19 protein-coding genes and 1 riboswitch are annotated in these 21,420 nt (G+C 48.2%); of the genes, 6 read left to right on the forward strand and 13 right to left on the reverse strand.

Features of this window, described 5'->3' with window-relative positions; all coding sequences use genetic code 11:
• Nucleotides 1–44: 44 nt before the first annotated feature.
• The 10 genes from leuS to purM all read right to left on the reverse strand — a co-directional run bounded on the left by leuS (nt 45) and on the right by purM (nt 10,954).
• The gene (leuS, locus tag ACWA5Z_RS00835) at nt 45–2,627 is read right to left on the reverse strand and encodes a leucine--tRNA ligase (protein ID WP_431053449.1); all 2,583 of its coding nucleotides are present in this window, start codon (nt 2,625–2,627) and stop codon (nt 45–47) included.
• A 179-nt stretch (nt 2,628–2,806) separates the two neighbouring features.
• Nucleotides 2,807–3,664, reverse strand: coding sequence for a PhnE/PtxC family ABC transporter permease (locus ACWA5Z_RS00840; protein ID WP_431053451.1), 858 nt, complete (start codon nt 3,662–3,664; stop codon nt 2,807–2,809).
• Nucleotides 3,664–4,437: a PhnE/PtxC family ABC transporter permease gene (locus ACWA5Z_RS00845; RefSeq protein WP_431053452.1), complete on the reverse strand. Its 774-nt coding sequence runs from the start codon at nt 4,435–4,437 to the stop codon at nt 3,664–3,666. The genes ACWA5Z_RS00840 and ACWA5Z_RS00845 overlap by 1 nt, the downstream gene beginning before the upstream one ends.
• Nucleotides 4,418–5,179 carry a phosphonate ABC transporter ATP-binding protein gene (locus ACWA5Z_RS00850; RefSeq protein ID WP_431053453.1) on the reverse strand — a complete coding sequence of 254 codons (762 nt, stop codon included), beginning with the start codon at nt 5,177–5,179 and terminating at the stop codon, nt 4,418–4,420. The genes ACWA5Z_RS00845 and ACWA5Z_RS00850 overlap by 20 nt, the downstream gene beginning before the upstream one ends.
• A gap of 226 nt (nt 5,180–5,405) precedes the next feature.
• Nucleotides 5,406–6,275 carry a putative selenate ABC transporter substrate-binding protein gene (locus tag ACWA5Z_RS00855; protein WP_431053454.1) on the reverse strand — a complete coding sequence of 290 codons (870 nt, stop codon included), beginning with the start codon at nt 6,273–6,275 and terminating at the stop codon, nt 5,406–5,408.
• A gap of 141 nt (nt 6,276–6,416) precedes the next feature.
• Entirely contained in the window at nt 6,417–7,244 is an 828-nt protein-coding gene (gene apaH, locus ACWA5Z_RS00860) for a bis(5'-nucleosyl)-tetraphosphatase (symmetrical) ApaH (RefSeq protein ID WP_431053455.1), read from the reverse strand.
• Nucleotides 7,245–7,253: 9 nt separating this feature from the next.
• Nucleotides 7,254–8,099: a 16S rRNA (adenine(1518)-N(6)/adenine(1519)-N(6))-dimethyltransferase RsmA gene (gene rsmA, locus ACWA5Z_RS00865; protein WP_431053456.1), complete on the reverse strand. Its 846-nt coding sequence runs from the start codon at nt 8,097–8,099 to the stop codon at nt 7,254–7,256.
• Between the two features lie 87 nt (nt 8,100–8,186).
• Nucleotides 8,187–9,140, reverse strand: coding sequence for a peptidylprolyl isomerase (locus ACWA5Z_RS00870; RefSeq protein WP_431053457.1), 954 nt, complete (start codon nt 9,138–9,140; stop codon nt 8,187–8,189).
• Between the two features lie 132 nt (nt 9,141–9,272).
• A complete protein-coding gene (purN, locus tag ACWA5Z_RS00875) occupies nt 9,273–9,911 on the reverse strand; it encodes a phosphoribosylglycinamide formyltransferase (protein WP_431053458.1) in 639 nt (212 codons plus the stop codon).
• Nucleotides 9,908–10,954, reverse strand: a complete 1,047-nt coding sequence (gene purM / locus ACWA5Z_RS00880; protein ID WP_431053459.1) for a phosphoribosylformylglycinamidine cyclo-ligase — start codon at nt 10,952–10,954, stop codon at nt 9,908–9,910. Before purM ends, purN begins: the two co-directional genes overlap by 4 nt.
• 270 nt (nt 10,955–11,224) lie before the next feature.
• Between purM and upp the strand changes: the two genes are divergently transcribed.
• From upp to hda, 3 genes are read left to right on the forward strand one after another with little or no spacing between them, the layout of a single operon-like run.
• Complete coding sequence (gene upp / locus ACWA5Z_RS00885; RefSeq protein ID WP_431053460.1) at nt 11,225–11,851, forward strand: uracil phosphoribosyltransferase; 627 nt, start codon at nt 11,225–11,227, stop codon at nt 11,849–11,851.
• Between the two features lie 18 nt (nt 11,852–11,869).
• Nucleotides 11,870–13,132, forward strand: coding sequence for a uracil-xanthine permease family protein (locus ACWA5Z_RS00890; protein ID WP_431053461.1), 1,263 nt, complete (start codon nt 11,870–11,872; stop codon nt 13,130–13,132).
• 18 nt (nt 13,133–13,150) lie between these two features.
• Nucleotides 13,151–13,852, forward strand: coding sequence for a DnaA inactivator Hda (gene hda / locus ACWA5Z_RS00895; RefSeq protein ID WP_431053462.1), 702 nt, complete (start codon nt 13,151–13,153; stop codon nt 13,850–13,852).
• Here hda and arsC read toward each other — a convergent pair.
• Nucleotides 13,847–14,197, reverse strand: a complete 351-nt coding sequence (arsC, locus tag ACWA5Z_RS00900) for an arsenate reductase (glutaredoxin) (protein WP_431053463.1) — start codon at nt 14,195–14,197, stop codon at nt 13,847–13,849. The genes hda and arsC overlap by 6 nt on opposite strands.
• 110 nt (nt 14,198–14,307) lie before the next feature.
• Here arsC and ACWA5Z_RS00905 point away from each other — a divergent pair, with 110 nt between their 5' ends.
• Nucleotides 14,308–15,375 (forward strand): AI-2E family transporter, encoded by a 1,068-nt coding sequence (locus tag ACWA5Z_RS00905; RefSeq protein WP_431053464.1) that lies wholly within the window; start codon nt 14,308–14,310, stop codon nt 15,373–15,375.
• Between the two features lie 135 nt (nt 15,376–15,510).
• A riboswitch (TPP riboswitch) is annotated at nt 15,511–15,614 on the forward strand.
• Nucleotides 15,615–15,745: 131 nt separating this feature from the next.
• Complete coding sequence (thiC, locus tag ACWA5Z_RS00910; protein ID WP_431053465.1) at nt 15,746–17,662, forward strand: phosphomethylpyrimidine synthase ThiC; 1,917 nt, start codon at nt 15,746–15,748, stop codon at nt 17,660–17,662.
• A 31-nt stretch (nt 17,663–17,693) separates the two neighbouring features.
• Here the strand turns inward: thiC and bcp are convergent, their stop codons facing one another.
• Nucleotides 17,694–18,161: a thioredoxin-dependent thiol peroxidase gene (bcp, locus tag ACWA5Z_RS00915; RefSeq protein WP_431053466.1), complete on the reverse strand. Its 468-nt coding sequence runs from the start codon at nt 18,159–18,161 to the stop codon at nt 17,694–17,696.
• 186 nt (nt 18,162–18,347) lie between these two features.
• Here bcp and dapA point away from each other — a divergent pair, with 186 nt between their 5' ends.
• Nucleotides 18,348–19,247, forward strand: coding sequence for a 4-hydroxy-tetrahydrodipicolinate synthase (gene dapA, locus ACWA5Z_RS00920; RefSeq protein WP_431053467.1), 900 nt, complete (start codon nt 18,348–18,350; stop codon nt 19,245–19,247).
• A gap of 66 nt (nt 19,248–19,313) precedes the next feature.
• Here dapA and glyS read toward each other — a convergent pair whose 3' ends face one another.
• Nucleotides 19,314–21,380 carry a glycine--tRNA ligase subunit beta gene (gene glyS, locus ACWA5Z_RS00925; protein WP_431053468.1) on the reverse strand — a complete coding sequence of 689 codons (2,067 nt, stop codon included), beginning with the start codon at nt 21,378–21,380 and terminating at the stop codon, nt 19,314–19,316.
• Between the last annotated feature and the right edge of the window lie 40 nt (nt 21,381–21,420).

Here is a 21,420-nt window from a genome sequence, read left to right on the forward strand (position 1 = left end):
ATGATCAGAAACCGCACTTGGACTAAAAGTGCGGTCAGCATGGCTTATTTTGCAACGAAGCTCAACAATTTGCCCGGCACATAAATCACTTTGACGATATTCAAACCGTCCAAGTGGCGCGCGACGTTATCATCGGCAAGTGCGGTTTGTTTAATCGCCTCTTCCGCCGCGTCGGCCGCCACGGTGAATTTGCCGCGCACCTTGCCGTTCACTTGCACCACGATCAGTTTTTCATCGTCGATCATCGCCGCTTGATCCGCTTCCACCCACGGTGCGAAATCGATGGTATCGCTGTTGCCCAGCGCTTGCCATAAGGTAAAGCAGATATGCGGCGTGATCGGATACAACATTCTCACCACCGCACTTAGCGCTTCCGCCATCACCGCGCGATCCTGTTCGCTGGCTAACGGCGCACGGGTCAATTTGTTCATCAACTCCATAATCGCCGCAATCGCGGTGTTAAAGGTTTGGCGGCGACCGACATCATCGCTCACTTTGGCGATGGTTTTATGCAAATCGCGACGCAATGATTTTTGATCCGCACTTAATGCTGCCAAATCCAAGGCTGCCGTTGCCGGATTTTTCTGATATTCAAACACCAAATTCCATAGGCGGCGTAAGAAACGGTTCGCCCCTTCCACGCTCGCCTCTTGCCATTCTAAGGTCATTTCCGCCGGCGACGCAAACATCATAAACAGGCGCACGGTGTCCGCACCGTATTTTTCCACCATTTCTTGCGGATCGATACCGTTGTTTTTCGATTTGGACATTTTGGTCATACCGGCGTGCACCAGTTCATGTCCGTCTTTATCCACCGCTTTGCTAATGCGACCTTTGTCATCGCGCTCGACCGTGACTTCGGTCGGCGATACCCAGATACGTTCGTTCGATTCGGAAATATAGTAGTAAGCGTCCGCCAACACCATGCCTTGACACAACAATTTGTTCACCGGTTCATCCGCTTGCAGTAAGCCCGCATCACGCAGCAGTTTGTGATAGAAGCGGAAATACAACAAGTGCATGGTGGCGTGTTCAATGCCGCCGATATATTGATCGACCGGCAGCCAATAATTCGCTTCTTCGCTGTCTAGCATCCCGCCTTGGTATTGCGGGCAGGTGTAACGGGCGTAGTACCACGACGATTCCATAAAGGTGTCGAAGGTATCGGTTTCACGCAACGCAGGCTGCCCGTTAAACGTGGTTTTCGCCCAGTTCGGGTCGGCTTTAATCGGGCTTTGCACACCATCCATCACCACATCTTCCGGCAGAATCACCGGCAAATCGTCCATTGGCACCGGCACAACCTCACCGTTTTCCAAGGTCAACATCGGAATCGGGGCGCCCCAGTAACGCTGACGGGAAACGCCCCAATCGCGTAAGCGGTAATTCACTTGACGTTTGCCGACATTCAAACTTTCCAGTTCATCGGCAATCGCATTAAATGCCTGCTCAAAATCCAAACCGTCAAATTTACCGGAGTTGATCAACACGCCGTAGTCGGTGTACGCTGCTTGGCTGATGTCAGGTTGTTCGGCATCGCTCGGACGAATCACGGCGTTAATCGCTAAAGCGTATTTTTGCGCAAATTCATAATCGCGTTGATCGTGCGCCGGCACAGCCATCACTGCGCCCGTGCCGTAGTGCATTAACACGAAATTCGCCACCCACACCGGTACTTTTTTGCCGGTTAACGGGTGAATCACTTCCAAGCCGGTCGCCATCCCTTTCTTTTCCATGGTGGCGAGATCCGCTTCGGCAACTTTGGCATTTTTGCTCTCAGCGATAAACTGCGCCAATTCAGGATTATTCAACGCCGCTTTTTCCGCCAACGGGTGCGCTGCTGCCACCGCTAAAAAGGACACGCCGAACAAGGTATCAGGGCGCGTGGTGTAAACCGCCACGCTGTCATCACTGTCGGCAACTTGGAAGATGATTTCCACGCCCTCGGAACGCCCGATCCAGTTGCGTTGCATACTTTTCACTTGATCCGGCCACTGCGGTAAGCCGTCTAAACCCTGCAATAATTGCTCGGCATACTCGGTGATTTTCACAAACCACTGCGGAATCTCTTTTTGCACCACAGGGGTGTCGCAACGCCAACAGCGACCTTCATCAACCTGCTCATTCGCCAATACGGTTTCATCGTTCGGACACCAGTTCACCACTGAGGTTTTTTTATAAACTAAACCCTTTTTATACAGCTCGGTGAAGAACCACTGTTCCCATTTGTAGTATTCCGGTTTGCAGGTGGTCAGTTCACGATCCCAATCATAACCGAAGCCGAGCATTTTCAATTGCTGTTTCATGTAAGCAATATTTTCATAGGTCCAAGGTGCAGGTGCGGTTTTGTTTTTGATCGCCGCATTTTCCGCCGGCATACCGAATGCGTCCCAGCCAATCGGCTGCAATACATTTTTGCCGTTCATCCGCTGATAGCGCGCCACCACGTCGCCGATGGTGTAGTTGCGCACGTGTCCCATATGTAAACGTCCTGACGGATAAGGGAACATCGAGAGGCAGTAGTATTTTTGTTTGCTTAAATCAATCTTGGCGGCGAACACTTTGTTATCCAACCAATAATTCTGCACTTTCGGTTCAATCTGATCCGGACGATATTGCTCTTGCATAGCGAAATTACCTTTTATCAACACAAAAAACCGCACTTTTGCGGTTAAATAGAAAATGGGATATAGAATAGCTTAGAATGGCGCAGAATAACAGAATTTATTGCGCTTGGCTTGGTGCAAAACAGCGCAAAATACAGCATAGGAAAAAGCATAGTAACAGCTCAAATTATAAACAAATCCTAACCTTTCGCCGCAATATAACGCTTCGCCCAAGCCGATAAAAAATCGGTGACATAGACTAACAACAGATAGCACAACAAATACAGCGTGATTTCGGAATAATGGAAAAAACTCATGGCTAACTTAAATTGCATGCCTAATCCGCTAGCCCCGACAAAACCCACAATTAATGTGGCGCGAATAATATTTTCCATGCGGTATAAAATATAATTTAAAAAGCTCGGCATGACACTAGGATAAATCCCGTAAAACAGAATTTGCAGTTGTGAAGCCCCATTTTGGGCTAAATGACGGATCGGTTTTTCATCCATCTCTTCAATCACTTCACCACATAATTTACCTAATACCCCGAGGTTATGAATGGCGAGAGCCAAAGCGCCGGGCACAATGCCGGGTTTGAAGATAAAGACTAAAATCATCGCCCACATCAGTTCAGGAACGGCACGACTGAACAAAAAGAAAAAACGACTAATATGATAAGCCACTTTGTGATACCAATGGGCTTGAAAACCTAATTTCCCCTGTACCACATTGCGAGCGGAAGGCAAGACTAAAATAAACGTAGCAATCGCGGCAATGCCCGTCGCCAAAATGCTCATCACAAAGGTTTCCCAAGTCAGCACTAACGCCTTTTGCCACATTTCAGGATCAAGATAAGCCGGTGTTTCTTCGCCTACCCCTAACATGCCTTCCATAAATTCAACTAAATAATCCCCGTTTTCAGCGCGAAAGAGATCAGATAACGCATTAGGTTGATCTTTTAGAATATACAGCCAAGACCAAACAATTAAGCCTAATACCGCCCAAAAGGAATATTTTATAAAATGGCGATCAACATGTTGTGATAATTTATTCATTATTTCACTCTCTTTCTCACCGCATAGCTCCAGCGATCAATCAAGACGATCAGCGCGACCAAGAAAATCAAAAAGGTCCAGACTTGATCATAGCGTAAATCCTGCAAGGAAAGCTGAATTTGCATACCGATACCGCCCAAGCCCACAAACGACAGCACGGAAGAGGAACGAATGGCACATTCTAGGCGATACATGGTGTAACTCAACATCATCGGCAAGGCTTGCGGCAAATAGCCGTAAATCAGTAATTGCCGCGGAGTGGCTCCGGCTTGTTTTAAAGCGGCGATAGGTTTATAAGGCACTGCTTGCAAGGTATCCGCAAAAATTTTACCGAGATAGCCGGAATACGGAATTGCCAACGCAAAGACCGCACCGATTGGATTTAAGCCCACTGCGGCGACAAAAAACCATGCCCAAATCAGTTCGTGGATAGCCCGCAAAAAACCGAGAATTGCTCTCGCAGCCGTTTGTAAGCATGTTGAAGGAAGTAATACGCCGGAAGCAAAAATCGCTAAGAAAAATCCGCCAATTAACGCTAAGGAAAGCGTAAGTAACGCATAAGCAAAGGTGAGCAGGCTGGATTGCAATGCTAATATTAATAATTCAGGCGACAAATCAGGCTGAAGAAGACTTGAAAATAGCCGTTGCAGCGTTGTCCAACCGCCGGAATGCATAATGCCTTTTTCATGATCAATGGCAAACAGGCTCAACAAAAATGCCAACAACAACATTAACGTGAGAAAATTACGGCGTTCAGTCAATGATAATTTCATCTTGTACTAATCCGTATAAGGCATTAAGTTGTTGTTGGGTAACTTGATTGGTTTGCAGATCAAATACGATTTTGCCTGCTTTAATGCCGATCATGCGATCAAAATAGGCTTTGGCATATTCCACCGAATGCATACTGGCAATCAGGGTTTTATTTTGTTTTCGCACCAGTTTTGTTAAGAGTGCCAACACATTTTGAGCATTCACCGGATCAAGAGCGGAAACCGGTTCATCCGCTAAGATCAACATGGGATTTTGTACCAATAAACGCGCAATCGCAACGCGCTGTTGTTCGCCACCGGATAATTCTGTGGTCGGTTGATTAATTTTTTCCTGTAATCCCACCGCACTTAGGGCTTGTTCGGCAATATGGCGTTGTTGCGGTTTAATCAGAGAGAGTAAAGATTGCCATAGCCCCCAATGATTCAATCGACCGGCTAACACATTATGTACAACTTCCAGTTGTTTCACTAAGTCGTATTGCTGATGTAACATGCCGACTTTTTGGGCATATTCTTTGTTATTGCGATAATCCTGAATATTTTTATGATCAATGAAGATTGCGCCGCTTGAGAGTTCGATGGAACGCATAATCGCATTCATTAGGGTTGATTTTCCCGATCCGCTTGGACCGACCAGCGCAATAATTTCACCTGCTTGAATATTGAGTGAGACTTGGTCTAATACAATTTTTTCATTAAAATGTTTGGCAACATTTTGTAAAGAAAGGAGATATTGAGACATAAATAATCCTTGTGGGAATGTATTAATGGCATATCCTAAAATATGCCATTAGCGATCTATTGATCTTTTAAATATGTTATTTAAGCTCAAATTGAGCTTTTTTAGCCTAGCACGGCAAAGCCGTACTAGGTTACGCATAGATCAGCCGCTTTGCGGCTGCTTTAGAGAGGCAAAGCCTCTCCCCAATGCTTAACCGATTGCGACCGTAGGTCGCTGTCGAATAAAATTATTTAATTAACTTTAACTCTTTTGCGACTTTCTCAATATCGTTGTAGTTGTCATTATTTGTTTCGATAAACTTCTCAGCGGAAAGTAAATTCATTACCTCAGAACTTGAGTTATCGGCTTTTAATAATGCGGCTTTCACTTTTTCTTTGGTACCTTCGCCGAATTTTTTATCGACTAAATTGATGGTCCAGTTGTAATCGTAGTATTCGGGCGTAGTATAAAATAACGCCACTTTGCTGCTATCTACTTTGCCTTCTGTCACCATTTTGTCCCAATACTGTTTATTTACCGCACCGATTTGTACACTGCCCGCTTCCACTAAACCGTAGGTTTTATCATGTGAACCACTGTAAGTAGGCTGTGAGTCTAAATCCTTTTCCGGATTGATACCCGCTTCAGATAAGAAAAAACGCGGCATTAAGTGGCCGGATGTCGAACTTTCGCTACCGAAAGCCAAAGTGTGACCTTTCACATCCTTGATGTCTTTCACATTTTCAAGTGCGGTTTGTTTAATAAACACAGACTGGAATGTTTCATCTTGCGGACGCTGTGCGATAGCTTCAGCACCTTCTACTCGTGCACGCGCCTGCACACCGGTTAAACCGCCGAACCAGACTAAATCAATTTCCCCGCGGCGGAATGCGGTCACTACCGCAGCATAATCTGTGACAGGCACATATTGCACGGTTAATCCGGTTTCTTTGCCTAAATAATCGGCAAAGCTATCGAATGAACGGGTCATTTCAGTGGCGTTATAATCAGGAATGGCACTAATTTTAAAGGTGGTGTTGGCGAACAACGTTGTCGGGCTAAGTAAGACACTTAACGCCGCAAAACCCGTCGCAAAACTTGCAAACAGTTTTTTCATATTTTCTCCGAATTTTGAAAGGTTGCTAAAATGGATTTAGCATTTTTTTAGATATTCATTCTCAAAAATGAACTGTGGAAAGATACGAGATTTAAACGAAAAAAACAAGGGGCATTTTGTAATAGCTTAATTCCTTGTAAGCTAAAATTGCTGATAATTTTTAACCGCTCTTTGATAAAAAAACTGCTGATCTTCCCAACGCAACAGGGTCATATAGTTGCCCCACACACAGCCGGAATCGAGGGCGTAAATGCCTTTTGGCATGGTTTCGCCGACGAGGCTCGCCCAGTGTCCGAAGATAATCGGTTGCTGTTGATAAGTGGCGTTATCCAACTCATACCACGGGAATAAATCCGGCGGCGCTTCGGCTAACGTGGTTTTACAAGCAAAATCAAGGCGGTGATCGGCGTAGCAGAACCGCATGCGGGTGAAGGCGTTGATAATATAACGCAGCCGTTCTATCCCTTTCAGCTGCTTGTTCCAACGATCCGGTTGTTCGCCATACATCTCTTTAATCAACGTGCGGTAGTCGCCCTGTTGCAACACCGCCTCCACTTCCGCCGCGCTTTTCTTGGCTCGGCGCAAAGTCCAATCGGGGCTGATTCCGGCATGGCACATAATAAAACCATACTTAGGGTGCTGACGCAGTAACGGCTGATGGCGTAACCAGTCAATCAATTCTTCAAAATCGTCGGCGGCAAAAATCGTATCGACCCGATCTTTTTTCTTAATCGATTTCAATCCAAGTGCGGTGGCGATCAGATGTAGATCGTGATTGCCTAATACGGTTTTGGCACTTTCGCCCAATGATTTAACAAAACGCAAGCATTCTAACGATTTATCACCGCGAGCCACCAAATCGCCGACCAGCCACAGCTCGTCCCGTTGCGGATCAAACCGCACTTTGTCTAACAGCAGTTGCAGTTCGTCAAAACAGCCTTGCAGATCACCGACGATATAGGTTGCCATTACTTGCTCCTATTCTTCGTCCGCTGAAATTTGCCCACGCTCGACTTGCGGCGGATTGTCCGCCAGCCAGTCGGCTAAACGGGCATAATCGGCAAGCGCCAGATTTTCCGCACGCGCATTTTGATCAATCCCAAGTGCGGTCAACTGCTCTGCGCTAAACAGGGTGGAAAGTGCGTTACGCAAGGTTTTGCGCCGTTGGTTAAAGGCTTGGCTGCACACCCGATTGAGCCAATACAGATCTTTTACCGGATGTGGCAAGCTGGCGTGCGGAATCAAACGCACCACCGCCGAATCCACTTTCGGTGCCGGTTTAAATGCGCTCGGCGGTACTTCCAACACCGGAATCACCCGACAGAAATATTGCGCCATAATGGTTAACCGCCCGTAGGCTTTGCTGTTCGGTCCGGCACACAAGCGTTTCACCACCTCTTTTTGCAACATAAAGTGCATATCTTGAATGCTGTCGTAGTAGTTGAACAGGTGGAACATCAACGGGGTGGAAATGTTATACGGCAAGTTGCCGAACACCCGCACTTTTTGCCCGGCTTGCTCAAACAGTTGACGAAAATCGACCTGCATTACATCTTGTTCAATCACGGTCAGTTTTTGGTGTAAAAACGGATGATGGCGCAAACGTTCGGCAAGATCGCGGTCAAGTTCAATCACGGTTAAATGATCCAACTGCTCCGCCACCGGCTCGGTCAATGCGCCCAAGCCCGGTCCGATTTCGACCAGATATTGATCTTTTTGCGGATAAATCGCCGCGACGATCCCTTGAATCACGTTTTGATCGTGTAAGAAATTCTGCCCGAAGCGTTTCCGCGCGGTGTGCCCTAAATGTTTTTTTGAATTCATAAATCGTTGGTCTGTTCACAAGAAAATTGTTGCTAAGTATAAAACAAAAATCCCGCCAAGTGCGGGATTTTTAAAAGTGCGGTCAGATTAATCCAGGATTTTAATCTCGGCGCGTTTGCGCAAGCCGCTGATCCAATCCCGCGCTTCCGCCTGTGCTTGTTTGTTGACGATTTGCTCGTAGGCTTTTTGACGGTAGAAGTCATCGGTGCGATCACCTTTGCGCGTTTCCGTCACTTGTAAAATATGCCAGCCGTGTTCGGTTTTAAACGGTTGCGAAATCCCGCCTTGTTTGCTACTGCGCACCACTTTGGCAAATTCCGGCACATAAATTTCCGGGAAGGCAAAGCCCAAATCACCGCCTTTATCACCGGATAAATAATCTTTGGAATTGGCTTTTGCCGCCGCTTCAAAGCTGGTCTTCTTGGCGAGAATGTCGGCACGGATTCGGCTTAATTCCGCTTTGGCTTTAGCGTCGGTCAAAATCGGGTTGGTTTTTAACAGAATATGGCGCACGCGGTATTCGGTCGCGGTGTGTTTTTGCACTTTACCGCGCTTTTGCGCCTGTTGTCGCAAGCTATTGCCGAGTTCTTCAACCTGTTCGCGGGTCACTTCAATACTTTTGCCGATATTTTGTTGCCGCACTTCGTTCATCAACAGTTGATGTGCAATTTGATTGCGGTATTGGTGATAATTAACCCCTTGATACTCCAAGACATCTAACAGTTGTCCCCAAGTTAGCCCGTTGCTGTCGGCAATACTTTGGAACACCTGATCAACCTGCCCGCCGCTAATCCGCACCCCGGATTCACGAATCGCTTGTTGCACCAGAATATCATCAATAATGCCGTCTAAGGCTTTTTGACGGTTGCCGGCATTATCCGCCTTTTTACCCAGCTCTTTTTTGACTTGGCTTGCCAGAATCGGATAACCATTCACTGTTGCGACGACTTTTTCTGCTGCGCTCGCTTGTAATGGCAACATACACGTTACCAAAAACATGAGGCTACAGATAAATTTTGCTTTGATCTTGTTCAATTTCATTGTTCTTCCAATTCTCATCAGTAAAAGGATACGTTGCTTAGAACCTATTTTTGCAAAAAAATTCCCATTAATTGGGATAATAGCTGACAATCGCTTAATTATTCAACAATTTCAGCCTCGTCCCAAACAGATTTAATCGGCGGCATAGCCGTCCGAAGGCAATTGTTGCTGATCCAGATAGGCTTTGCCGTCTTGCAAACGCAAACGCCCATCGGCAAACCAAGCGACCACCAGCGGATAAATTTGCAATTCTTGCGCCTTCACGCGATCAATCACATCCTGCTCTTGATCATCGCTGAAAATCGGCACTTTGGCTTGTAGCACAATCGCACCGGCATCCACTTCTTCATTCACAAAATGCACCGTGGTGCCGTGTTGCCGCTCGCCCGCTTCCATGGCTCGACGATAGGTATCCAAGCCAGGATATTTGGGTAATAACGACGGGTGGATATTCAGAATTCTATCGGCAAACGGCCGGATAAACGCCGGGCTGAGGATTTTCATATAACCCGCCAAGACGATTAAATCCACTTGTTGCTGCTGCAAATAGCCGGCAATCGCCAAATCCATGGCTTGATTATCGGCATAGGCTTTACGCAAGAAAGTGCGGTTTTCAATTCCCGCCTGTTGCGCCCGTTGCAAGCCGTAAGCCTCGGCTTTATTGCTGACCACGGTCACGATTTTGCCGTTAATCCGTCCGCTTGCGCAGGCATCGAGCAATGCCTGCAAATTGCTGCCGTCACCGGAAATTAAGACTGCAATTCTGATCATACGACCGGCATAACCACTTGTTGGCTTTCATCACTGCCCAACGCCTCAATCTGTCCGATCACCCACGCTTTTTCGCCGGCTTGTTGCAATAAGGCAAGTGCGGTTTCCACGTCGTTTTGCGGTAGGGCAATCACCATCCCGACGCCACAGTTAAAAGTGCGGTACATTTCGTGGCGATCAATATTGCCTTGTTGTTGCAGCCAATTGAAAATGGAATCCCACTGCCAACTGCTTTCATTAATCACTGCTTTCACGTGCGCCGGCAAAACGCGCGGAATATTTTCCCAGAAACCGCCACCGGTCAAATGAGAAATAGCGTGCACGTCAACGTGTTTGATCAGTTGTAATACCGATTTCACATAAATTTTGGTCGGCGCTAACAGATGTTCCGCCAATGGTTTGCCGTCGAGCAATTCGGTTGCGGCGTCTGCGCCGCTCACTTCCAACACTTTGCGAATCAACGAATAGCCGTTAGAGTGCGGTCCGCTGGAAGCAAGCGCAATCAGGCTGTCGCCAACTTTCACTTTGCTGGCATCGATAATCTCGCTTTTTTCCACCACGCCGACACAGAAACCGGCCAGATCATAATCGCCCGCATGATACATACCCGGCATTTCCGCCGTTTCGCCGCCGACCAAAGCGCAGCCGGACTGTTCGCAACCGTCGGCAATGCCTTTAATCACGTCTGCCGCCACATCCACGTCCAGTTTGCCGGTCGCATAATAATCAAGGAAAAACAGCGGCTCCGCCCCTTGCACCACCAAATCGTTGACGCACATCGCAACCAAATCCACACCGATGGTATCGTGTTTATTCAAATCAATCGCCAGACGCAGTTTTGTGCCGACGCCGTCCGTGCCTGAAACCAGCACCGGCTCTTTATATTTGCTCGGGATAGAACACAAGGCTCCAAAACCACCAAGTCCGCCCATCACTTCCGGACGGCGGGTTCGTTTGACATCTTCTTTAATTCTGTCAACCAAATCATTACCTGCATTAATGTCAACGCCGGCATCTTTATAACTTAATGATTTCTTTTCCACGATGAGTTCCTGTTTCAGTTGTTTAGCTAAAAGACATAGTTAGAATCAGCACCGCTTTACGGTGTGCATAATTCAAACGGTGATAATTGTAACATGCCCGGTTAATTATTGGCGATAGCTAAATTCAGGTATCACGACGCCGTCCGCTTTTTCGCGGACATTCGGCAAAATTAACGCGGCTTGATATAAAAAGCTATTAATTCTTTAACCTATCTATTAAAATTTAACAAATAAACAAAAGGTCACCAGAACCTAAGCAAGGAGCAGAAAATGAAACTGGTTCAAGTCAAACACCCTCTCATCAAGCATAAACTCGGTTTAATGCGCGCCGCTGAAATCAATACTAAAAACTTTCGCCAACTTGCCACCGAGGTCGGCAGTCTGCTGACCTATGAAGCCACCGCCGATTTAGAAACGGAAAAAGTGATTATCGACGGTTGGAACGGCCCGGTCGAAGTTGAGCGGATTAAAGGCAAAAAAGTCACGGTTGTGCCGATTCTGCGCGCCGGATTGGGGATGATGGACGGCGTGTTAGAACATATTCCAAGCGCGCGTATCAGCGTGGTCGGCATGTACCGTAATGAAGAAACCCTCGAACCGGTGCCGTATTTCCAAAAACTGGCGGGGGATTTGGAAGAGCGGTTGGCGATTGTGGTCGATCCAATGCTTGCCACCGGCGGTTCAATGGTCGCGACGATCGACTTATTGAAAGCCAAAGGCTGCCGTTCAATCAAAGTTTTGGTGTTAGTGGCTGCGCCGGAAGGGATTGCCGCCTTGGAAAAAGCCCATCCCGACGTCGAGTTGTACACCGCGTCGATTGATGATCACTTGAACGAACAAGGTTATATCATTCCGGGCTTAGGCGACGCCGGTGATAAAATTTTCGGCACCAAATAATTAAGCGGAATCAATATCATGCAAAATTCTATTCCGGTACATGACGATCTGCCGGCACAAAGCCAAATCAAGCAGGCGTTCGTCGGGCTGCAAATGTTATTCGTGGCTTTCGGTGCGCTAGTCCTAGTGCCGTTGATTGTCGGACTTGACAGCAATACCGCACTTTTGACTGCCGGTGTCGGTACGTTATTATTCCAACTCTGTACCCGTCGCCAAGTGCCGATTTTCCTCGCGTCCTCTTTCGCCTTTATTGCGCCAATGCAATACGGTATCGCCACTTGGGGCTTGCCGGTGACAATGGGCGGCTTGATGGGCGCAGGCTTGGTTTACGTGGCATTAAGTGCGTTGGTTAAATTAAAAGGCGCCGGCATTTTGCAGCGGGTGTTTCCGCCGGTGGTGGTCGGTCCGATTATCATGATTATCGGTATGGGGCTGGCACCGTTAGCGGTGAATATGGCGCTAGGCAAAGGCGGCGACGGCTCACAAATTTTCCCGTATCAACAAGCGGTTTTGGTTTCGATGGCAACCTTGCTGACCACGCTCATCGTCGCCGTGTTTACCAAAGGCTTAATGCGCTTAGTGCCCATTATGTTCGGCATTACCGTCGGTTATATTCTGGCGTTAACAATGGGCTTGGTTGATTTCAGCGCCATTGCCAAAGCCGATTGGTTCAGCCTGCCGACCTTGACCACCCCGGAATTTAAGCTGGAAGCGATTCTCTATTTGCTACCGATTGCGATTGCACCGGCGATTGAACACGTCGGCGGTATTATGGCGATCAGCTCGGTCACCGGCAAAGATTTCTTGAAACAGCCGGGATTGCACCGCACTTTACTCGGTGACGGAATCGCCACTTCCGCCGCCTCGTTCTTAGGGGGGCCGCCAAATACCACTTATGCCGAAGTGACCGGCGCGGTAATGCTGACCCGTAATTTTAACCCGAATATCATGACGTGGGCGGCGGTGTGGGCGATTGCAATCTCGTTCTGCGGCAAAGTCGGCGCGTTCCTGTCCACGATTCCGACCATAGTGATGGGCGGGATTATGATGTTGGTGTTCGGCTCGATTGCCGTGGTCGGCATGAGTACGCTGATTAAAGCGCAAGTCAATGTCTCCGAACCGCGCAACCTGTGCATTATCTCGGTGGTGATGACTTTCGGTATCGGCGGTATGATGTTAAATGTCGGCGAAGTTTCGCTCAAAGGTATCAGTTTATGTGCCATTGTTGCCGTGATCATGAACTTGGTTTTACCCAAAGCCAAGGAAGAACCCCTTATCTAATCAAAAGCAGGTGAACGTTTGACAACCGCAGTCCAACTGACATTGCCGATTCAACAGCTTGATGATTTGACCCTGGAAAATTTCTGCGGGGAAAATAACCGGCTGTTGCTTGAATCGTTGCGTCATCACCTGCAACAGCGGCAACAGCAATTTTTTTATCTGTACGGTGAAAATGGCAGCGGCAGAACGCACTTGCTCAAAGCCTGCTGCCATTATCTGTTTGATCGCGGCGCCAGCGCCAGTTTTATTCCGCTCAAACACGCAAGGCACCTTTCGCCTGATGTGTTGGATAACTTGGAAAGTCAAGATCTGGTCTGCATTGATGATCTGCAACTGATCGCCGGGCAAGCGAAGTGGGAAACCGCACTTTTCGATTTATATAACCGGATTAAAGAGCAAAAACGCACCATTTTGATTCTGAGCGGCGACAGCTCGCCGCGTAACCTCGCCATTTCCCTCAATGATCTCCGTTCCCGTCTGAGTTGGGGCGAAATCCACAAACTACAACCGCTTGATGAAATACAAAAACTGAAAGCCCTGCAACAACGCGCCTACTTACGCGGCTTGGAACTGCCGGACGAAGTCGGGCTGTTTTTGCTCAAACGTTTGGAACGGGATACCCAAAGCCTGTTTGACACCCTGCAACAGCTGGATCAAGCGTCGCTACAGGCAAAACGCAAACTCACCATTCCGTTCGTCAAACACTGCTTAAATTTATAAGATTTCCAACACCGCTTGCGGCGGGCGCCCAATTCTCGCCTGTTCGCCGTTGATCACAATCGGGCGTTCCAGTAATGACGAATGTTGCGCAATCGCCGCCAAACGCTGCTCTTGGGTAAATTCGGGATTATCCAGCCCTAAAGTGCGGTACAGTTCATCATTGACCCGCATCATTTCGCGCACATCACTAATCCCCAATCGACGGCGAAGTTGCTGCAACTCGGCGACCGAGTAATGCTTCTGCAAATATAATTCGACTTCAGGCCGAATCCCTTGTTCTTCTAATAACTTCAAGGTTTCCCGGCTTTTTGAACATTTTGGATTGTGTAAGATTTTTACGCTCATGGTTTTCTCCTCATCAATTTTGTCGCTTGGAAAATAGTTTTAATCTTTCTTTAAGTCAATAACTTGTTATAATCAAAAAGTCTGATTTACTTGACCATAGGAAAATGACCATGTGGGAAATGTTTCAAAAATGGTATAAACGCCGCTTTACTGATCCACAGGCCTTAGGGCTATTCGCCATTTTATTTTTCCTCTTTATTGCCATCTATTTTTTCAGCGGGATTATCGCGCCGCTGTTGATTGCCTTGGTGCTGGCTTATCTGCTGGAAGCACCGATTGCCTTTCTATCCGAAAAACTCAAACTGCCGCGGATTGCGGCCGTCAGTATTACCTTATTGCTGTTTGTCACCCTAATCGTGTTTATCACCATCGTTGTTGTACCGCGTTTGTGGACACAAACCATCTCATTGGCACAAGATTTGCCGAATATGATCAATCAACTGCATGTCTGGCTACTGACCCTGCCGGAACACTACCCGGATCTGATTGACTATCCGATGTTGGATTCTTTGTTCAGCAATGTCCGTACCAAATTATTGGCTTTCGGCGAGTCTGCCTTGCGTTACTCCCTTTCCTCATTATTGAGTTTGGTCACTATCGGGATTTATGCGTTTTTAGTGCCGTTAATGGTATTCTTTTTAGTTAAAGATAAAAATGAATTAATTCAAGGTGTTATGCGTTTCATGCCGCGTAACCGCACTTTAGCCTCGCAAGTATGGTTGGAAATGAAAACCCAAATTTCCAACTATATCCGCGGTAAATTTGTGGAAATCATAATTGTGGGCGTGTTTACCTACATTCTATTCCTCTTTTTCGGCTTGCGCTACCCACTCCTGCTGGCGGTTGGGGTCGGTCTATCGGTGTTAGTGCCTTATGTCGGCGCGGTGTTAATCACTATTCCGATTGCGCTGGTGGCATTGGTGCAATACGGCGTAACACCGACGTTGTGGTATTTGATGTTAGGCTATATCATCATCCAAATTCTGGACGGCAACCTGTTAGTGCCGGTGCTGTTCTCTGAAGCCGTGAATTTGCACCCGCTGACGATTATTCTGGCGGTATTGATTTTCGGCGGTTTGTGGGGGTTTTGGGGCGTATTTTTTGCCATCCCGCTGGCAACACTGGTGAAAGCCGTGGTCAATGCCTGGCCGTCGAATGAAGAGGGCGAACAATATTAAAACACATCCCAAGTGCGGTTCAAACCGCACTTTCCCCTTTTTGACCGCCTCTTCGATAATCCCAACTAAAACCTTGCTGAAATCACATTTTTGCATATTGCTACTTGCCGGTTTAAAACCGCTTCCCTATACTGCCCCCTCTTGTCGGAGTGCCAATCCTTATTGGCTGAGACCGTAAATCGGGATCCGTGGAACCTGCTCGGGTTAAGACCTGCGAAGGGAACAAGTCAATCGTCGAATACTCAACATGATGATTTTCCAAGATAGGGAAAGCCGCATACATCAAAGTGCGGTCTATCTTGCTCCACACCTATTTTCTGCCGCTCCGGACAAGCACTTCTGTTTATTATTTGATATAAAGGAATTTGCCATGTCTGACACCCAATCTCTGCAACAAAACGGCCGCCGCCAAAAACGAGCAGCGGCACAGCAATTTATCAACGAGTTGAAGGGGACGCATTACCCCAGCTCAAAACGTATTTATCTGCAAGGTTCTCGTGCCGATATCCAAGTGCCAATGCGTGAAATCCAACTGAGCCCGACCTTTCTCGGCGGCGATAAAAACAATCCGCAGTTTGAAGCGAACGAACCGATTCCGGTCTACGATACGTCCGGCGTTTACGGCGATGAAACCGCGGAGATCAACATCAACCAAGGCATTCATCCCTTGCGTAGCCAGTGGATTGAAGAACGGCAAGATAGCGAAGTGCTCGGTTCGGTCAGTTCCGAATATACCCAATCCCGTTTGCAGGATAGCGCCTTGGATCAATTACGTTTCCAATGGCAACGCTCGGCACGGCGGGCGAAAACAGGCAAAACCGTGACTCAGCTGCATTATGCGCGCCGAGGCATTATTACGCCCGAAATGGAATTTATCGCCATTCGGGAAAACATGGGGCGCGCCCGGATTCAAAGTGCGGTGCTCTTGCAGCAACATCCCGGACAGGGCTTCGGCGCAAACCTGCCATCCGCAATCACCCCCGAATTTGTCCGACAGGAAGTTGCCGCCGGACGGGCGATTATTCCGTGCAATATTAATCACCCTGAATCCGAACCGATGATTATCGGGCGCAATTTTCTGGTGAAAGTCAATGCCAATATCGGCAATTCAGCCGTCAGCTCCTCAATTGAGGAAGAAGTGGAAAAGTTGGTCTGGGCAACGCGTTGGGGAGCCGATACGGTGATGGATCTCTCGACCGGGCGCAATATTCACGAAACCCGCGAATGGATTTTGCGCAACAGCCCGGTGCCGATCGGCACGGTGCCGCTCTATCAAGCATTGGAAAAAGTGAAAGGCGTTGCCGAACACCTAACTTGGGACGTGTTTAAAGACACGCTGATCGAACAGGCGGAACAAGGGGTGGATTACTTCACCATTCACGCCGGCACGCTACTGCGCTATGTGCCGATGACCGCCAAACGCCTGACCGGAATTGTGTCGCGCGGCGGCTCGATTATGGCGAAATGGTGTTTGTCGCACCACCAAGAGAATTTTTTATATACGCATTTCCGTGCGATCTGCGAAATTTGCGCCGCTTATGACGTTTCGCTCTCGCTCGGTGACGGCTTGCGTCCTGGTTCGATTCAAGACGCCAATGATGAAGCCCAATTCGCCGAGCTTTACACCTTAGGCGAGCTGACGAAAATTGCGTGGGAGTATGATGTACAAGTGATGATTGAAGGCCCTGGGCATATTCCGATGCAGATGATTCAGCGTAATATGACCGAGGAATTGGAACACTGCCACCAAGCGCCATTCTATACCCTCGGGCCACTCACCACCGATATTGCTCCCGGTTACGATCATTTTACTTCCGGAATTGGTGCCGCCATGATCGGTTGGTTCGGCTGTGCCATGTTGTGTTATGTCACGCCGAAAGAGCATTTGGGCCTGCCTGATAAAGACGACGTCAAACAAGGGTTAATCACCTATAAAATTGCCGCCCATGCCGCCGATCTTGCCAAAGGTCATCCGGCAGCGCAAATTCGGGATAATGCGATGTCGAAAGCCCGCTTTGAATTCCGTTGGCAAGATCAATTCAATCTGGCATTAGACCCCGAAACCGCCCGCGCCTATCACGATGAAACCCTGCCGCAAGAATCCGGCAAAGTCGCCCATTTCTGCTCGATGTGCGGGCCGAAATTCTGTTCGATGAAAATTTCACAGGAAGTCAGGGATTATGCCGCAGCGCTCCCTGCGGAACAGCAACTGGGGCTCGCGGAAATGGCGCAACAATTTAAACGAAAAGGCGGAGAGATTTACCACATTCCGACAGATTTAAGCTAAACGCCTAAACACGGTAAACCGCACTTTTGGTTTACCGTGCCAAATAATCCAGCACCACCCGGGCATGATCTTTGGTTTTAAATTTATCAAACACCTGCTCAATCATCCCATTTTCATCAATCAAAAAACTGATCCGGTGAATGCCGTCATAGCGACGTCCCATAAATTGTTTCTCGCCCCACACCCCGAACTGCTCGGCAACCTGATGATCAGGGTCAGACAACAAAGTGAAATTGAGCGCCTTTTTCTCTTCAAAAGTACGCAATTTTGCCGGCAGATCCGGACTAACGCCCAGAATAACCACTCCCAGTTGCTCCAACTGCCGCTTAGCGTCACGCAAATCGCAAGCTTGGGTGGTACAGCCCGGCGTCAGTGCTTTCGGATAAAAATACAATAACACTTTTCTTCCGGTAAAATCATCCAAGCTGACCTGATTGCCCCGTTGATCCGCCAAGGTAAATTTCGGTGCCGCAACACCGCACTTTAATATTGATAACATCTTTACTCTCCAAAATTAGCGAAGGATACCGCACTTAAACTACCATTAAATCAAGCCGTTTTCACTTTTTTTGATTTATCTGCCGGAAAATAAAAAAACCACTTGCAAACTACGACAAATTTGGCAATCTAGAATAATCAAACGATTTCATCAATAAAGCAACAAGAAACACACAGGAGAAGTTTTATGTCGGCCAGTAACCCTTTATTTTCAGGCAGTATCGTTGCGCTTATCACTCCGATGGACAGTTCCGGCGAAGTGAATTACACCGAGTTGGAAGCGCTGGTAAACTTTCATATCGCAGCCGGAACCGATGCGATTGTTTCCGTCGGCACCACCGGGGAATCTGCGACCCTAAGTATTGATGAAAATGTTAAGGTGATTCTGAAGACCGTCGAATATGCCGCAGGGCGCATTCCGATTATTGCCGGCACCGGTGCCAACGCGACCAGCGAAGCCATTACCATGACCAAATTACTGCACGGCAGCGGTGTTGCCGGTTGTTTATCGGTTGTGCCTTACTACAACAAACCGACGCAAGAAGGGATGTACCAACACTTTAAAGCCATCGCCGAAAGTACCGATTTACCACAGATTTTATATAACGTACCGGGGCGCACCGGCAGCGATCTCAAACCGGAAACCGTAGCACGCCTCTCAAAAATCCCGAATATCGTTGGCATTAAAGAGGCAACCGGCGATGTCAGCCGCGTCAGCAAAATCAAAGAATTAGCCGGCAAAGATTTCATCGTATTAAGCGGCGATGACACCACCGGATTAGAGGCGATCAAAGCCGGCGGCGAAGGGGTGATTTCCGTCACCAACAACGTTGCCGCTGCCGATATGGCAAAAATGTGTCACTTCGCCTTAAAAGGCGACTTTGCCCAAGCCGATGAAATCAACAACCGCTTAATGGCGCTGCATAAAAACCTGTTCGTCGAATCCAATCCGATCCCGGTCAAATGGGCGTGCTACAAAATCGGACTGATCAACGAACCCTTCTTACGCTTACCATTAACCGTGTTAAGCGAAGAAGCACAGCCGGTTGTCAGCGCGGCACTTGACAGCGCCGGTTTATTAAAATAAGCCAAAAATAAAAGAGACAAAAAAGGGCTAACAAATGTTAGCCCTTTCCTTTGACATCAGAATCAATTATTGCAACAACGAAATATCCGCTACTTGCAAGAACAACTCACGCAAATTATGCAACAACGCCAAACGGTTGTGACGCAACGCCGGATCTTCCGCATTCACCATCACGTTATCGAAGAAGTTATCGATCGGCCGGCGCAGCGCGGCAAGTTGCTCAAGTGCGGTTTGATAGTCACCGTTGGCAAATAACGGTTGCAATTTTTGCTGTAACTCGGCAACCTGATCCGCAAGTGCGGTTTCCGCCGGATCTTGGCACAAAGTGCGGTTTACGCTGTTAGGCAATTCGCCTTCCACTTTCGCCAAAATATTGCTCACCCGTTTATTGGCGGCGGCGAGGGCTTCGGCGGAATCTAAGGTGCGGAAATGCGCCACCGCACGCACGCGTTTGTCGAAATCGGCAGGTTTGGTCGGACGGCGTGCCAACACCGCTTGGATCACATCCACGCTGAAACCTTCGTCTTGATACCACGCACGGAAACGACCCAGCATAAAGTCCACCACGTCGGTTACCACGTTAGCGTTAGTTAATTTATCACCGTACAATTCGACCGCACTTTGCACTAAGGTTTGCAAATCCAGCGGCAATTTTTTCTCAACGATAATCCGCAACACGCCAAGTGCGGCACGGCGCAAGGCAAACGGATCTTTGTCGCCTTTCGGATGTTGTCCGATGCCGAAAATACCGCTCAAAGTATCCAATTTATCCGCCAACGCCACCGAACACGCCACTAGGCTGTGTGGTAAATCATCACCGGCAAAACGCGGCATATATTGTTCGTTCAACGCCACCGCCACGGCTTCGTCTTCGCCGTCATGACGGGCATAATGCATGCCCATCACCCCTTGCGTATCGGTGAATTCAAACACCATGTTGGTCATCAAATCGCATTTTGACAACAAACCGGCGCGTTTCGCTTGGGTTTCGTCCGCACCGATTTGTGCCGCGATAATGCCGCTTAATTGTTCGATACGCGCGGTTTTATCGCGTAATGTGCCTAACTGCTGTTGGAACAACACGGTTCCCAAGCGCGGTAAGTTGTCTTCCAAACGCTGTTTTAAGTCGGTTTTAAAGAAAAACTCCGCATCGGTTAAACGTGGACGCACTACTTTTTCGTTGCCCTCGATGATCGCCGTCGGATCTTGCGGATTGATATTGGAAACAAAGATAAAGTGCGGTAGCAATTTGCCGTTTTTATCATAGATTGGAAAATACTTTTGGTCGCCTTTCATGGTGTAAACCAAGGCTTCCGCCGGCACAGCCAAGAAGCGCTCTTCAAAGGTGGCGCTTAACACATTCGGATATTCCACCAACGAAGTGACTTCATCAAGCAGAGCGTCTTCAATATCTGCCACACCGCCAAGTGCGGTCGCTTTTTCTTGTGCTTTTGCCAAAATCAAGGCTTTGCGCTGATTAAAATCGGCAATCACCGAACCTTTTTCCGCTAACAGCGCAGGGTACTGATCCGCGTGGCTGATTTGGAATTCACGCTCGCCTAAAAAACGGTGTCCGCGAACAGTCGTACCACTTGCCACCCCCAAAATTTCGCCGTTAATCAGCTCATCGCCCAATAATAAAGTGACGGTGTGCACCGGGCGCACAAACTGCTCGCTTTTATCGCCCCAACGCATGGTTTTTGGAATCGGCAATTTCGCCAAGGCGCTGCTAATCATACCGACCAGCAGATTTTTGGTCGCCTGCCCTTCCACCACGGCACGATAAACCAACCATTCGCCTTTATCGGTGGCGATACGCTCCGCTTGATCGACGCTAATGCCACAACCGCGCGCCCAGCCTTCCGCCGCTTTGGTCGGCTTGCCTTCCTTATCAAACGCCGCCGCAACCGCAGGCCCGCGTTTTTCCACTTCTTTGCTTGGCTGCGAAGTCGCCAAACCCAACACCTTCACCGCCAAACGACGCGGCGTAGCAAACCATTCAACGTTATCAAAGGCAAGACCCGCTTGCTTCAACTCCGCTTCCACATTGTCGGCGAACGCCGTCGCTAATTTTTTAAGTGCCTTCGGTGGCAACTCTTCTGTGCCGATCTCGGCAAGGAAATTTTGTTTCATCTTCATTTCTCTTTCTAAATGTGGGATCACCACGCTATGT

This window comes from Testudinibacter sp. P80/BLE/0925 (genome assembly GCF_053570785.1).

Excerpts from the sequence above, each read along its gene's own strand:
- leuS (WP_431053449.1), bottom strand. The coding sequence starts at position 2,627 with ATGCAAGAGCAATATCGTCCGGATCAGATTGAACCGAAAGTGCAGAAT.
- ACWA5Z_RS00840 (WP_431053451.1), bottom strand. The coding sequence starts at position 3,664 with ATGAATAAATTATCACAACATGTTGATCGCCATTTTATAAAATATTCC.
- ACWA5Z_RS00845 (WP_431053452.1), bottom strand. The coding sequence starts at position 4,437 with ATGAAATTATCATTGACTGAACGCCGTAATTTTCTCACGTTAATGTTG.
- ACWA5Z_RS00850 (WP_431053453.1), bottom strand. The coding sequence starts at position 5,179 with ATGTCTCAATATCTCCTTTCTTTACAAAATGTTGCCAAACATTTTAAT.
- ACWA5Z_RS00855 (WP_431053454.1), bottom strand. The coding sequence starts at position 6,275 with ATGAAAAAACTGTTTGCAAGTTTTGCGACGGGTTTTGCGGCGTTAAGT.
- apaH (WP_431053455.1), bottom strand. The coding sequence starts at position 7,244 with ATGGCAACCTATATCGTCGGTGATCTGCAAGGCTGTTTTGACGAACTG.
- rsmA (WP_431053456.1), bottom strand. The coding sequence starts at position 8,099 with ATGAATTCAAAAAAACATTTAGGGCACACCGCGCGGAAACGCTTCGGG.
- ACWA5Z_RS00870 (WP_431053457.1), bottom strand. The coding sequence starts at position 9,140 with ATGAAATTGAACAAGATCAAAGCAAAATTTATCTGTAGCCTCATGTTT.
- purN (WP_431053458.1), bottom strand. The coding sequence starts at position 9,911 with ATGATCAGAATTGCAGTCTTAATTTCCGGTGACGGCAGCAATTTGCAG.
- upp (WP_431053460.1), top strand. The coding sequence starts at position 11,225 with ATGAAACTGGTTCAAGTCAAACACCCTCTCATCAAGCATAAACTCGGT.
- ACWA5Z_RS00890 (WP_431053461.1), top strand. The coding sequence starts at position 11,870 with ATGCAAAATTCTATTCCGGTACATGACGATCTGCCGGCACAAAGCCAA.
- arsC (WP_431053463.1), bottom strand. The coding sequence starts at position 14,197 with ATGAGCGTAAAAATCTTACACAATCCAAAATGTTCAAAAAGCCGGGAA.
- ACWA5Z_RS00905 (WP_431053464.1), top strand. The coding sequence starts at position 14,308 with ATGTGGGAAATGTTTCAAAAATGGTATAAACGCCGCTTTACTGATCCA.
- thiC (WP_431053465.1), top strand. The coding sequence starts at position 15,746 with ATGTCTGACACCCAATCTCTGCAACAAAACGGCCGCCGCCAAAAACGA.
- bcp (WP_431053466.1), bottom strand. The coding sequence starts at position 18,161 with ATGTTATCAATATTAAAGTGCGGTGTTGCGGCACCGAAATTTACCTTG.
- dapA (WP_431053467.1), top strand. The coding sequence starts at position 18,348 with ATGTCGGCCAGTAACCCTTTATTTTCAGGCAGTATCGTTGCGCTTATC.
- glyS (WP_431053468.1), bottom strand. The coding sequence starts at position 21,380 with ATGAAACAAAATTTCCTTGCCGAGATCGGCACAGAAGAGTTGCCACCG.